Origin of the sequence: Kitasatospora cinereorecta, assembly GCF_024172095.1 — a bacterium.
Classification (GTDB): Bacteria; Actinomycetota; Actinomycetes; order Streptomycetales; family Streptomycetaceae; genus Kitasatospora; species Kitasatospora cinereorecta.
On sequence record NZ_JAMZDX010000007.1, the window covers coordinates 303,508 to 316,531 of the forward strand.

At 72.5% G+C, this 13,024-nt stretch carries 13 protein-coding genes; 7 read left to right on the forward strand and 6 right to left on the reverse strand.

The annotated features are described in order from the left end of the window. Nucleotides 1-33 precede the first annotated feature (33 nt). The 4 genes from FHR36_RS34130 (at nt 34) to FHR36_RS34145 (ending at nt 2,710) form a co-directional block, all read left to right on the forward strand. Complete coding sequence (locus tag FHR36_RS34130) at nt 34-747, forward strand: IclR family transcriptional regulator (RefSeq protein ID WP_253803719.1); 714 nt, start codon at nt 34-36, stop codon at nt 745-747. An 82-nt stretch (nt 748-829) separates the two neighbouring features. Continuing rightward, nucleotides 830-1,417, forward strand: a complete 588-nt coding sequence (locus FHR36_RS34135) for a hypothetical protein (protein ID WP_253803721.1) — start codon at nt 830-832, stop codon at nt 1,415-1,417. A 102-nt stretch (nt 1,418-1,519) separates the two neighbouring features. After that, nucleotides 1,520-2,182, forward strand: coding sequence for a hypothetical protein (locus FHR36_RS34140; protein WP_253803722.1), 663 nt, complete (start codon nt 1,520-1,522; stop codon nt 2,180-2,182). A 228-nt stretch (nt 2,183-2,410) separates the two neighbouring features. Next, nucleotides 2,411-2,710 carry a hypothetical protein gene (locus tag FHR36_RS34145; RefSeq protein ID WP_253803723.1) on the forward strand — a complete coding sequence of 100 codons (300 nt, stop codon included), beginning with the start codon at nt 2,411-2,413 and terminating at the stop codon, nt 2,708-2,710. Between the two features lie 98 nt (nt 2,711-2,808). On the opposite strand, the gene FHR36_RS34150 is transcribed toward FHR36_RS34145, so the two are convergent. Then, nucleotides 2,809-3,900: a vWA domain-containing protein gene (locus FHR36_RS34150; protein ID WP_253803724.1), complete on the reverse strand. Its 1,092-nt coding sequence runs from the start codon at nt 3,898-3,900 to the stop codon at nt 2,809-2,811. A gap of 167 nt (nt 3,901-4,067) precedes the next feature. After that, nucleotides 4,068-4,661, reverse strand: a complete 594-nt coding sequence (locus tag FHR36_RS34155; protein ID WP_253803725.1) for a TetR/AcrR family transcriptional regulator — start codon at nt 4,659-4,661, stop codon at nt 4,068-4,070. Nucleotides 4,662-4,742: 81 nt separating this feature from the next. On the opposite strand from FHR36_RS34155, the gene FHR36_RS34160 reads away from it, so the two are divergent. After that, entirely contained in the window at nt 4,743-5,852 is a 1,110-nt protein-coding gene (locus FHR36_RS34160) for an FAD-dependent oxidoreductase (protein ID WP_253803726.1), read from the forward strand. 45 nt (nt 5,853-5,897) lie between these two features. On the opposite strand, the gene FHR36_RS34165 is transcribed toward FHR36_RS34160, so the two are convergent. The 4 genes from FHR36_RS34165 to FHR36_RS34180 all read right to left on the reverse strand — a co-directional run bounded on the left by FHR36_RS34165 (nt 5,898) and on the right by FHR36_RS34180 (nt 10,401). After that, entirely contained in the window at nt 5,898-7,022 is a 1,125-nt protein-coding gene (locus FHR36_RS34165) for an MFS transporter (RefSeq protein WP_253804133.1), read from the reverse strand. 222 nt (nt 7,023-7,244) lie between these two features. Beyond that, the gene (locus FHR36_RS34170) at nt 7,245-8,087 is read right to left on the reverse strand and encodes a PIG-L family deacetylase (RefSeq protein WP_253803727.1); all 843 of its coding nucleotides are present in this window, start codon (nt 8,085-8,087) and stop codon (nt 7,245-7,247) included. 212 nt (nt 8,088-8,299) lie between these two features. Beyond that, nucleotides 8,300-9,322, reverse strand: a complete 1,023-nt coding sequence (locus FHR36_RS34175; RefSeq protein WP_253803728.1) for a polyprenyl synthetase family protein — start codon at nt 9,320-9,322, stop codon at nt 8,300-8,302. A 164-nt stretch (nt 9,323-9,486) separates the two neighbouring features. Continuing rightward, a complete protein-coding gene (locus FHR36_RS34180) occupies nt 9,487-10,401 on the reverse strand; it encodes a LysR family transcriptional regulator (RefSeq protein ID WP_253803730.1) in 915 nt (304 codons plus the stop codon). A 354-nt stretch (nt 10,402-10,755) separates the two neighbouring features. Between FHR36_RS34180 and FHR36_RS34185 the strand changes: the two genes are divergently transcribed. Together FHR36_RS34185 and FHR36_RS40405 are read left to right on the forward strand one after the other, a co-directional pair. After that, nucleotides 10,756-11,481 (forward strand): DUF4142 domain-containing protein, encoded by a 726-nt coding sequence (locus FHR36_RS34185; protein WP_253803732.1) that lies wholly within the window; start codon nt 10,756-10,758, stop codon nt 11,479-11,481. Between the two features lie 668 nt (nt 11,482-12,149). After that, complete coding sequence (locus FHR36_RS40405; protein ID WP_407660883.1) at nt 12,150-12,878, forward strand: DUF1996 domain-containing protein; 729 nt, start codon at nt 12,150-12,152, stop codon at nt 12,876-12,878. Nucleotides 12,879-13,024 lie beyond the last annotated feature (146 nt).

Consider the following 13,024-nt stretch of genomic DNA (forward strand, 5'->3'; position numbering starts at 1 on the left):
TGCTCGCGGGACTTGAGACTGGAGTACCCACCCATGGAGCACACGAGCGGCGTCGGCGTCCTCGACAAGGCCACCTCGATCCTCGACACCCTCAGAGCCGGCCCCACCACCCTGGCCGGCCTGGTCTCGGCCACCGGCCTGGCCCGTCCCACCGCGTACCGGCTCGCCGTCGCGCTCGAACACCACCGTCTGATCGCCAGGGACCTGCACGGCCGGTTCGTCCTCGGCCCGCTGCTCGGCGAACTCTCCGCCGCCGCAGGCGAGGACCGGCTCCTCGCCGCCGCCAAGCCCGTCCTCGCCCGCCTCCGCGACGCCACCGGCGAGAGCGCCCACCTCTACCGCCGCCAGGGCGAGAACCGGATCTGCGTTGCTTCCTCCGAACGGCTCTCCGGCCTGCGCGACGCCGTCTCCGTCGGCACCGTTCTCTCCATGAAGGTCGGCTCCGCCGCCCAGATCCTGCTCGCCTGGGAGGAACCCGAACGCCTCCACCACGGCCTGCGGGGCGCCCGCTTCACCGCCACCGCCCTCAGCGGCGTACGGCGGCGCGGCTGGGCCCAGTCCGTCGGCGAACGCGAACCCGGCGTCGCCTCCGTCTCCGCCCCCGTCCGCGGCCCGTCCGGCCAGGTCCTCGCCGCCGTCACCGTCTCCGGACCGATCGGCCGCTTCACCCGCCAGCCCGGCGCCCACCTCTCCCGGGCCGTCGTCGACGCCGCCGACCACCTCACCGAGGTCCTCCGCCGCCCCTGACCCGTACGTGGCCGTCCAACTCGCCGACGCCACAGGGGGCATCCGGACCCGCGCCGCCCCGACGCGGCACTAGCCTGCGGACATGGCGATCAACGGATTCGGGCCCACCGAGCTCCAGCTCGTCCTGCTGCGGAGAATGGCCGACTACCATCCCGAACTGGTCGAGGACGCGGTCCGGCGGCTGGGCGCCACCCGGGCCGGGATGCGGGAGGCCAACAAGCGGTGGCAGGCGATGCTCCGCGCACCCCGCTTCCCCCGCGGCGGCGCCCGGTACACCGCCGTCCTCGGACCACCCGGGTCGACCCGCGCGCGGCGGATCGGCGACCTCCGGTGCACGGCACGCCAGTGGACCCTGCCGCTCTGGCCCGACCTGCGCTTCGAGACCCTGATCGGACCCGCCGAGCTCGGTGCGCCGCTCCTGAACGAGTGGCTGGTCCGGGCCGACGATGTACCGGTCCCACCCCTGCACTCGCTCGCCGACCTGACGCCGTGGAGCTGCGTGGTGGGCGACATCGGCGCCGCCTTCCCGCCCGCCGTCCCCCGCGAAGGCAGCGCGCCGACCCGGTTCCGACTCGACTTCGCCGCACCGGACCCGGACGGGCGGGTGCGAGCCTGCACGGCCGACTTCACCTGGGGCCTGCTCCAGGAGGTCCGGTCGGCGGAGCCGTGATCCTTCGGAAGAAGACCTGGTGACACATGTATGGGACGAAGGCTGGAGACATCTGTGCGGGACGGTTACTCCGAAGGGTTCCTCACGCGGCTGGCGCGTGACATGCATCCGGTGGACCTGATGTGCCTCTACCTGCTGCACGGCTCGGTCGAACGGATCCCCGGCCTCCCGGTCGACCGGGAGACGCTGTCGTTCGAGCACCTCAGCCGGCACGTCGCCGACGCGGACCGTGCCGGCCACGGCGACGCGGACACGTTCTCGCTCCACGTCAGGAGGAAGGTCCGAGGACGGCTGTACGGCCTGGAGTTGAGGCTCCACTTCCTCGCCGGTGAGCTGTGGCACGACGCCGTGGTCCCGTTCGGCGCGACCGTCGATCTGCACCGGTTCCTGCAGCACTTCCGTCGGCACTACGCCTCGGGCGGAGCCCCGGGCGACTGGGACTTCGACGTGTACACCGACGTCCGTGATCTCCGACAGGGTGCCGTGCTGTTCGGCAACCGGCGCGAGGTCTGGTTCGACGTCGACCGGGGACGGCTCGCCACCGGCCGCCTGACCGGCAATCAAAGGCTGGGGACGAGGACCCCCGCACCGCACGCGGGAGCAGTGATGTTCCCCGACCGCCAGGCCGCCGTCGACGGCACCTCGGCCGAGGCGCGGGCCTACCGGCGGCAGGTGGCCAGGCTGCGCGATCCCCTTCCCCTGGGGGTGAGCCGGCCGGTCCGCCCCGAGTTCGGCACCGGGCCGCGGCGGCGCGGCGCGGGCTGATCGACGGCCGGGTCGCGGGGCCGGACGCATCGTGTACCGGGCGGAGGGGGCCCGTGGGTGCGGGGTCGCGACCCTGCGCGCTCTGTGGGTGGGAGCGCGAGGCGCGGAGGATGGAGGTGCCGGGGGAGCCGGTCGGGTGACACCGTCGGTCGTCGTGGGGTGCGCGCGGCGACGGACGGGGGTTGGCTGGTCGGGCAGGTGCACGGACTTCGAGCAAGGAGAACGACGATGGCTGTGGTGATGTCGATGCTGTGGGCCGAGGCGACGCCGGAGCAGTACGACACCGTGCGGGCCGCGGTGGACTGGGAGGAGGTGCCGGCGGCCGGGGGACACGTCCACGTGGCGTGGTTCGACGCGCAGGGCCTGCACGTGACCGACGTGTGGGAGTCCCCGCAGGCGTTCGAGGCGTTCATGGCCTCGCGGCTCGCTCCGGCGATCGAGAAGGCGGGGATCACCGGTACGCCGGAGGTGTCGTTCGCCCCGCTCCACCGCCGGTTCGTCGCCCCGGGCGTCACCGGCGCCCAGTAGCGGGAGCGCCGTAGCGCCGCGGGCCCGGCCCGGCTTTCGTCCAGGTGGTCGAACCACCGGGGAAGCCGGGCCGGGCCGCCTGCCGTGCGGGCCGCCGATCAGAGCATGACGAGCAGCTTGGTGCCGGTGACCAGCTTGCGGTTGACGGAGGTCGACTGGACGAACACGGTGTACGACGGGTTCTCGCCGGGCTTCACGGTGGCTTCCGACTGGGGCAGCCCGAGGAGCCGGCGGGCGGCAGGGCCGGAGAACACCCGGCCGGTCATCCGTCCGGTGGCCGGGTCCTTCTCGGCGACGGCGAGCTGCTTGTTGCCCTGGATTTTCTCGCGCTTGGACAGCTCGTAGAAGGCGCAACCGGTCTTGTACGGGTGTCCGGCGCTGGTGACGAATTCCCGGATCGGGGTCTGCTGGTCGACGGGGATGAGGATGTACTTGCCGGTGTCGAGCGCGTCGAGGCTGGCGTTGACGTCCGCGGTGCTGAGGTCCTGGCCCATGGCGAAGAGGTTCCGGGTGCCGCGTACGCCCTGCTCACGGCCGCGCAGGAAGCTGGTGGCCGCGGACTTGACGGTGCCGATGGCCTCCTCGACGCCCTTGCTGGAGTCGGCGTCCCAGATGGCGATGTTGCCCGCGGGGAAGCCGTACTCCTGGGCGGTGCGCTTGGCGAGGGAGTTCGGGACGAGGATCGCCGAGGTCCAGTGGTCGGGGAGGTCCTCCATGGCGCCGCGGATGCGGCCCATCCACTTCTGCAGGACGGCGGCGCCGCGCCCGGAGCCCATGCGGGTGTGCATCGTGCCGCTCTCCGAGCAACCGGACGCGTTCTCCTCGCCGTCGGTGACGACGACCTGGAGGAAGGAGTGCTCGCCGTAGCCCTCCCAGATGTTCTTCAGGTCGTCGATGGACTTCACGGCGGCCTCGATCAGCGCCGTGGCACCGTTCTCGACCGCATAGAGGCCGCGCAGTGAGGGCAGGTGCTTGACGTCCATGTCCCAGACCAGGTTCTGCACTTCGTGGTCGAAGGCGTAGAGGCTGATCCGGGTCTCGTGGCCGAGCCGGTCGGATTCCTCCTGGAGGCCCTTGACGAATTCGTCCACGACGCGAATGAGCTGGGCCGAGTGCTGACGCATCGAGCCGGACTTGTCGACCACCAGCGAGACGTGGTTGACCTTGTGCTTGATCCTGTTCGCGGCCATGGTCCCATCCCCTTTTCCACACGTTCGACAGATGTCGGGAGCGCGTTTCGACGCGTTTTCCGGCGCCTTTTCGGCGCCCCCCTTCGACGTTGATTCCACTTTATGGGGGACCACTGACAATGACGGGCGGTCAGGCGCGGGGCGGTTCGGGACGGTTCGGGGCGGGGTCAGCCGGCCGGGTGGGACGCCGCCCAGCCGTGTTCGAGCAGTGCGAAGGCCTCGTCGGCGGCGCGGCGCGGTTCGGGGTGCCGCTGGATGAGGCTGCGGGACTCGAGGGCGAAGCGGGCCAGGGCGGCGCAGCTGACGTCGTCCTCGGGCGCTCCCACGGCCTCGGCGATGGCCCTCGCCAGGGCCGCTTCGTGGCGCGTCCACATCCGGTGGGCGTAGTCGCGCAGCGCGGGGGTCTCCTGCACCATGCGCGTGAAGTCGGCGAACCGCGGGTCCGCGGCATGGACGGCGAACCGGCTCTGCCCCAGCAGGAGGTGCTCGCGCAACGCCTGCGGGATCGACTGGCCGGGAGTGCGCTCGCGCACGGCGGCGACGAGGGCTGCCTCCTGGTCGTCGTCCTCGTCGAAGACCAGGGCTTCCTTGCCGGAGAAGTGTTTGAACAGCGTGGTCACCGAGACGTCGGCGCGGTCGGCGACGTCCTTGACGCCGACCTGGTCGTAGCCGCGCTCGAGGAAGAGCTCCAGTGCGGCGTCGGCCAGGGACTGGCGGGTCTGGGCCTTCTTGCGCTCGCGGCGCCCGGTCGGTTCGGTCACGTGCCCACCTTACTCCAAGGTGTATCCGTGCCGAAAGTGTAGTCGTTGCACTTATTGAGCGACTGTGCTTTCTTGGTGGTCATGAACTCAACTCCTCATCCCCGCATCGCGATCGTCGGCGCCGGCCTCGGCGGCCTCACCTGCGCCCGGGTCCTCCAGCGACACGGCCGCTCCGTCACCGTCTTCGAACGCGAGGCGTCCGCCGACGCCCGCCCCCAGGGCGGCACCCTCGACATGCACGCCGACACCGGCCAGGCCGCACTCGGTGCGGCGGGGCTCCTCGACCGGTTCCACGCCCTCGCCCGCCCCGAAGGCGACGAGTGGCGCGTGCTCGACTTCGCCACCGCCGCCCTCCTGACGCGGCAGGGGCCCACCCCCGACGGCGGCCGGCCGGAGATCGACCGGGGCCTGCTGCGCGGGCTGCTCCTGGACTCCCTCACCGAAGGCACGGTGCGGTGGGACCGCGCCGTCAGCCGGGTCACCCCACGGGCCGACGGCACCTGCCGGCTGCACTTCGGTGACGGCACCGCCGAGGACTTCGACCTGGTGGTCGGCGCCGACGGCGCCTGGTCGCGGGTCCGCCCGGCCCTGTCACCCGCCGCACCCCACTACACCGGTGTCACCTTCGTCGAGACCGGATTCGACCACTGCGACACCCGCCACCCCGACCTCGCCCGGCTGGTCGGCAACGGCTCGATGCTGGCGAAGGGCGTCGGCCGGTCCCTGGTCGCCCAGCGCAACAGCAACGGCCACATCCGCGCGTACATCGCGCTCCGGGCACCGCAGGACTGGCACCTGGCCGCCGGCATCGACCCCGGCGACCGGCAGGCCGTGCAGGCGCACATGCTGCGGATGTTCGACGGCTGGGACGATAGCCTGCGCTACCTCCTGCGCAGCGGCGACAGCGGGTTCACCCACCGGGCCCTGTTCGTCCTGCCCGCCCCGCACACCTGGGAGCACGTTCCCGGCGTCACCCTGCTCGGCGACGCGGCGCACCTGATGCCCCCGGTCGGACTGGGCGCCAACCTCGCCATGCTCGACGGCTCCGACCTCGCCCACGCCCTGGTCGCCGAATCCGACGTCGGCGCCGCCGTCCGCGCGTACGAGAGCATCATGCTGCCGCGCTCGATCGAGGCCGCGACGGCCAGCGCGCAGGGGCTCGACCACCTCGTTCCCGCGACGGCCTCCTGAGCCGGCATCACCTCGGTCAGCTCCCCGACCGGCGGCGCCGTGCGGTCAGGACCGGGTGCGGGCGCGGTGGAGGAGGTAGGCGCCGGAGGCGGCGGCGAGGACGGCCATGCAGGCGGTGAAGACCAGCCCGGCGTCGGCGAGGCCGAGGGGTTCGCTGAGGAGGCCGACGCCGATGACCGGGATGGAGATGCCGAAGTAGGCGACGACGAAGAGGGCGGAGAGGGCGCCGCCGCGGTGTTCCGCGGGTGCGGCGGCGGCGACCTCGCCGACCGCACCGCGCAGTCCCATGCCCTGGCCGATGCCGCCGACGACGGCGCTGAGGACGAGCGGCGGCAGGGTGGTCCGCGCGAGGGAGAGGGCGAGCAGGGCGAGGCCGGCGATCAGGACCAGGCAGCCGAGCGGGATGGAGCGGGCGGTGCCGAGCCGGGGCACCAGGAGTTGGCCGAGGGTGGAGGAGAAGAAGGCGACGAAGACGATCAGGCCGACCACGGCGTGGTTGTGGATGCCGAGGCTCTGGGCGAGGAACGCCGGGGTGACCGAGGTGAAGACGCCGAGCAGCGCGAAGCCGGCGAAGGCGGCGATCCCGGCGGGGACGAACACGCCGCGCACCTCGGGCGGCAGGGTCGGTCGCCGGGGGCGGGCGGTGCGCAGCGGGCGGGCGTCGGGGACGGTCTCGGGCAGGAACCAGGTGACGGTGAACGAGGCGGCCAGCAGCACCAGGTGGACGACGAACGGCAGGGTCAGCGGGTGGGCCGCGTACTCGGCGAGCAGGCCGGAGAGCAGCGGGCCGCAGCCCAGGCCGCCCATGTTGGCGGCGGTGGCGACGAAGCCGGCGCGGGCGCGGCGTCCGGGCGGTGCGAGTTCGAGGATGTACGCGGTGGCGGTGCCGGTGAACAGGCCGGCCGACAGGCCGGAGAGCAGGCGGCCGACGCAGAGCAGGGGCAGGCCCTGTTCGGCGAGGAAGGCGACCGCGCTGCCGGCCGCGAGGGCGAGGCCGCAGAGCAGGACGGGGCGGCGGCCCACGGAGTCGGAGACGTTGCCGACCAGCAGCAGGACGCCGATGACGCCGAACGCGTAGATGGCGAAGACGACCGTGACCGTCAGTTCGGAGAAACCGATCTGCTCCTGGTAGAGGCCGTAGAGCGGAGTGGGCAGGGTGGTGCCCGCCATGCAGACGGCGAAGGCGGCGGCGGCCTGGAGGTAACCCGTGCGACTGGTGGGCGTACGGCCGCCGGCCGCCGGTTCGGTGGCCGTCCGGCCGGTCGGGCGATCCGTCATCCGGCCACGGTAGTGGACCGGCCCCGCCGGGTGATGGCCCGGCGGGGCGGGATGCGCCGGATGGCGGTCGGCCGCCACCCGGGGGAGGGGCCGGTCGCGGCCGGTGCCGGGGGGTCAGCGCAGGCCGGCGAAGAGGTCGTTCTCGGGGACGGCGGCGCCGGTGGTGTCCCGGACCCGGACGAAGGTCTCGACGCCCATCAGGTCGGTGAACCGCTCCTTGCCCATCTTCAGGAAGAAGATGTTCTCGCCCTGGCTGGCGTGCGCGGCGAGGGCGTCGAACTTCTGTCCGCCGAACTCGGTGGTGTCCACCCAGGTGGTGATCTCCTCGTCGGGGAGACCGATCTCCGGGAATTCGACCACGGCCTCCGCCTCGGCCGGGTCCGGCTCCTCGAAGTCGGCCCCGAACTCGCGCATGACCTCGCCGAAGCGTTCCATCATCGAGCGCGGCGCGGTGGTCCAGTACACCTTCGGCGTCAGGTCGGTCAGCTCCAGGGCCGCCATGGTGATGCGGTTGGCCTGGATGTGGTCGGGGTGGCCGTAGAAGCCGTTCTCGTCGTAGGTGACCACGACGTCGGGCCGGTAGTGCCTCATCAGCTCGGCGAGGCGGGCGGCGCCCTCGGCGACCGGCGTCCGCCAGAACGAACCGGGCGCGTCATTGGTGGCCCAGCCCATCATGCCGGAGTCGGCGTACTCCAGCAGTTCCAGGTGGTCGACGTCGAGCACCTGGCAGCTGGCCTCGAGTTCGCGGCGGCGCAGCGCGGCGACGGCGGCCGGGTCGTGCCCGTCCTCGCCGGGCTTGACGCCCCCGGGGCCGTCGCCGCAGCCGCCGTCGGTACAGGTGACCAGGACGGTGCGGATGCCCTCCGCCGCGTACCGGGCCAGGACACCTCCCGTCCCGGTGGCCTCGTCGTCGGGGTGGGCGTGCACCGCCATCAGGGTCAGGGGCCGGTCGGCCATGGGGATCTCCTCGGTTGGACGCGTTCCTGCTCCTCAACTCCACCGGCCACCGCAGGCATTCCCCGGACGGTCCGTCAGTGTGCGGCGGGACCGGCGGGACGGGCCCGGTAGGCGGATCGGGCTGCTGGACAGCGCGACCACCCGGGAAGGGGCGGGCAGCGGGAGGGGGTCGCCGTCGGTTCCCTCATGACTCCATCGGCATCGCGGTGCCGTCAGGGCAGGTCGTCGGCGAGGGCGGCGACGAAGGCGGCGAGTTCGGCCTGGGCGACGGGGTCGGGGACGGTGTGGGAGAGGACCGCGTGGGCGAGGGCGATGTGTTCGCGGATCCGGGCCTCCAGCCAGGTGCGGCCGCCGCACTCCTCGATCAGGTCGGCGACCTGGCGGAGCCGGTCGAGGGTGGGTTCGGCGGTGTCGTCGTAGAAGGCGGCGAGCTGGTCGCGGGCGGGTCCGGCGGCCTGGAGGGCGAAGGCGGCGAAGGCGCGGGACTTGCGGCGTCGCAGGTCGGCGAGCGGGTCCTCGAGGTCGTCGCGGGCGGTGCCCCAGATGCCCTCCCAGTCGTCGTAGAAGGCCATGGCCATGCCGGCGTGGTAGCCGAAGCGTTCGGCGGCGGCCAGGCCGTCCGGGTCGGCGCCGCGGACGAGGGCGCCGGCCAGGCAGACCCCGGCGGTGGGCAGGGCGATGGTGGATTCGAGCAGTTCGAGGGAGTGCTCCAGGCTCATCCGTGAGGTGCCCTCGGACTCCAGGTCGCGGACCTGTCCCGCCGAGCACTCGCGGATGGCGACGGCGGCCAGGCGGATGAGTTCGGTGGAGACGGGGTCACCCTTCTCGGCGAGGAGCTCGAAGGCCAGGCAGTGGAGGGCGACCCCGACCTGGATGGCGGCGGGCCCGCCGAAGGCGTTCCACAGGGTCGCTCGGCCCTTGCGGACCATTTCGCGGTCGATGATGTCGTCGTGGACCGTCCCGGCGGCCGACATCAGGGTGCCGGCCACGGCGGCGGTGCGGACCGGGTCCCAGTCCTCGGGGCGGCTGCCCGCGCAGAGCAGGGCGACCAGCGCGGGTCGCCGCCGGAAGCCGACCGGGGCGGTCGGTCGGCCCTCGGTGTCGACCCACCCGAAGTGGTACTCCGTCATCCGCCGAACGGGCTCGTCGAGCCGCGCCACGGCGTCGCGCAGCGCGGGCTCCATGTAGGCGATGACGTCCTGGGTGATCTGCTGCGAGGTGCGCACGGTCTGCACTGGGGGTCTCCGACACTCTCGGGTGGCCACGGACGGGCGCCGCGCGCCTCCGCGGGGGAAGCCGGCGCGGCCCTGCTGCCATGACGCCCGGTCAAGGCCGCGCCCGCAACCGGGCGCGGCCCGAGCAGACGAGGCCCCAGGGCAGACGACGGCCGTGGCGGAGGTCAGGCCGGTGCGGTGGCCGCGGCGGCGCGGGCGACCTCGCGCAGCAGCGGGAGCAGCAGCTGCTCGGACGCGGTGAGCGGGCGGGCGAGGGTCCAGCTGGCGGTGACGGTGCGCGGTTCGGGGGACGGATGGACGGTGAGTTCGGCGAGTTCTCCGTGGCGCACGTCGAGCCGGACGGAGCTGCGCGGCACCAGCCCGATCCCGAGGCCGAGCCGGACGGCCTCCTTGACGCCCTCGGTGCCCCACAGGTCGAGGGTGCGGGCGCCGGCCAGCTCCCAGCCGTGCAGCAGGTCGGTCAGCTGGCGGCGGGTCTGCGAGCCGCACTCGCGCAGCAAGAAGGTCTCGCCGGCCAGGTCGGCGGGGACGAGTTCCTTGCCGGCCAAGGGGTGGTCGGCCGGGCCGATCAGCACCATCGGGTCCTCGGCGAGGCGTTCGGAGCGGTGCCGGCCGGGCGGCAGCGGGCCGCCGCTGAGGCCGATGCCGGTGCGGCCCTCCTCCAGGGCCTCGGCGAGCCGGTCGGCGGTGGTCACGTCGAGGGTGACCTGGGTGGCGGGTTCGCGGCGCTTCAGTTCGCGCAGGACGTGCGGGAGGAACTGCCCGCCGATGGTGCTGGTGCTGCCGATGACCAGGGGCTCGCGGTTGAGCTGGGCGGCCGCGTGGACGGCCTTGACGGTGCGGTCGGCGAGCGCGAGCACCTCCCGGCCCTGGGCCAGCAGCACTTCGCCGGCGAGGGTGGGGCGGATCTTCGGGCCCGAGCGGTCGACCAGTTGGGTCCGCAGGGCGATCTCCAGGTTCTGGACCTGTTTCGAGACCGAGGACTGGCTCAGGAACAGGACCTGGCTCGCCGCCGAGAACCCCTCGCACTCGATGACCTGCGCGAATATCGCCAGCTGATTGAGGTTCAGTCGCATCATGGCCTCGCTCGCGTCCGGACGGTGTGGGACACAGGGGGGCCGGCGCGGAACCAGGGGGCCCGGCCGGGTAGGGCAATGTACCGCGCACCGAGGTCCGCGCCACAGCGCGGTTCCACCGGTGCCCGTCGGACGTGTGCGCTCGATTTCCCCTGCCCCGCACACGGTCTGACGGATGGTCGGGTCAGTGTGACCGCAGCCGTCCCCGGGATGCAAGTGATGTGTGCCCGCCGGTAAAGGATTGGCAAAGGAGCGGGACGAAACCCCGGATCCGGCCTCTTTTCACGGTGACCGGCCCGCCCGTGGTGGCGGACTTCCCGGCCCGGTGCCCGACCACGGCCCGCGATACCGAAATGGATGGGAAAGCCGATGTCCCCTTCGAGGAAGAAACGCGGACCCGGAAGCAGCGCCTATGCCTTTCAGGTCCCGATCGGCATTCCGCGCTCCTTCGCCACCCTGTTGGTGATCGTGGCGATGGCGTCGACGCTGGTGGCGCTGGTGGTGCCGATTGCCCGGTCGGCGGGCTCGTACAGCATGCCCAAGGCCCAGGAGTCGCCCGCGACGGTGCAGACGCCGACCGGGCCGCTGACCGCGCTCGACCGGGACTTCGTCAAGCGGGTCCGCTGGGCCGGGCTGTGGGAGATCCCCGCAGGTCGGATGGCCCTTGCGAAGGGGACCACCCCCGAGGTGAGGACCGCCGGCCAGCACCTGGTGGACGGGCACACCGAGCTCGACCGGGACACCCTGGACACCGCCCAGACGCTTGGGCTGTCCGTTCCCGACGAGCCCAACGACCAGCAGAAGGGCTGGCTGAAACAGCTGGAGGCGGCCCAGGGCGAGGAGTTCGACCGGTTGTTCGCCAACATTGTGCGCAATGCCCACGGCCAGGTGTTCGCCGTCGTCGCCCAGGTGCGGGCGAACACCAAGAATTCCGCGGTCCGGGATCTCGCGACGATCGCCAACGACACGGTGCTCGACCACATGACGGTCCTGGAGAACACCGGGCTGGTGACATTCGCCGCAGCTGCCTCTTTCCACGGCCTGCCCGGCAGGCCCGAACCCGTTTCGAGGGTGAGCATATGAGGATTCACAAACGCGACAAAGCCAGGCGCAGGGTGTTCGCCCTGCTGCTGGCCGGGGTGGTGGCGGTCAGCGGCGCGTCCGTCCTCGCCGCGGCGGCGTTCGCCGGCCAGCGCCCGTGGTGGTCGCAGCAGCAGGCCGGCGCCAACGGCCAGGTGGGCACGGTCGCCTGCGGCGACGTCGGGGAGGCCCTGGACACCGTCCCCGAAGCCGCCCAGCCCGACGTCGACCGCGACCTCGCCGACCTGGACGTCCAGGTGGCCGACGCCTACCGCAGCCTGGCGGAGCCCGGCGCCGGAGGCGGCGAGCAGCGCGTGATGGGCGCCCTCGCCCAGAAGCGGTCCGCCACCCTGCAGAAGATCGCCGCCAACGCCGGCCCCGACTCCGGCCTGCCGAAGGACCTCAGCGGCCTCGCCAACTGCGCGGTCCGGCGCGACCTGGTGGTCGACGCCTCCGCCCGCGACTTCAGCGCCGACGGCCGCGGCGGCACCACCCCCGACAAGAACGCCGCGTCGGCCGCGAAGTCCGGCGGCCTCGGCCGCAGCTTCGTCGACATCAGGTCGGTCGCCCCCAACACCGCCAAGCCCGCCCGCACCGGAAACGCCAACGGCACCTTCACCTCCCAGTGCGGACGCAACGAGAACCGCCACCTCAACCCCGACAACGTCATCGTGGCACCCGGCGTGAGCAACGGCGCCCACCACATGCACGACTACGTGGGCAACAAGGACACCGACGGCTTCTCCTCCAACAACAAGCTCGCCGGCGCCGGCACCACCTGCACCAACGGCGACCAGTCCGCCTACTACTGGCCGGTGCTGCGCGTCCTCGACGGCACCAACGAGAAGGACGCCAAGGCCCCCGGCGGCGGCAAGGACCGCAACATCGGACGCATCCTGCAGCCCGCCGAGGTGGGCATCACCTACACCTCCGCCACCGGCAACAAGGTCCAGCCGATGACCCGCTTCCTGCGCATCGTCACCGGCGACGCCAAGGCCCTCACCAACGGACCCGCCAACGCCCACGCCTCGTGGAGCTGCACCGGCTTCGAGGACCGCCAGCTCGCCGACAAGTACCCGATCTGCCCGAGCGGCAGCCGGGTGGTGCGCACCCTGAAGTTCCCCGACTGCTGGGACGGCAAGAACATCGACAGCGCCAACCACCGCACCCACACCGCCTTCTCCAAGAACGGCAGCTGCCCGAAGAACTTCCGGGCCATCCCGCAACTGACCGAGCGGGTCGCCTACGACGTGCCCACCGGTGTGCGCTTCGCCGTCGACAGCTTCCCCGAACAGCTCCACAACCCGATCACCGACCACGGGGACTTCATCAACGTGATGAGCCGGAACCTGCTGGACCAGGTGGTGAGCTGCATCAACGAGGGCCGACGCTGCGGATGAGCCCCACCGGCCGCCGGGAGGGTCCCGGCCGCCCGGATCGAGCAGACCACGGAACACGGGCGGAGGTCCCGGTGATGTTGACAGGGCAAGGACGCCGAGCCTGGCACTCGGCCGCCGGACCGGCGCGGGCGGGACGAGCCGCCGCG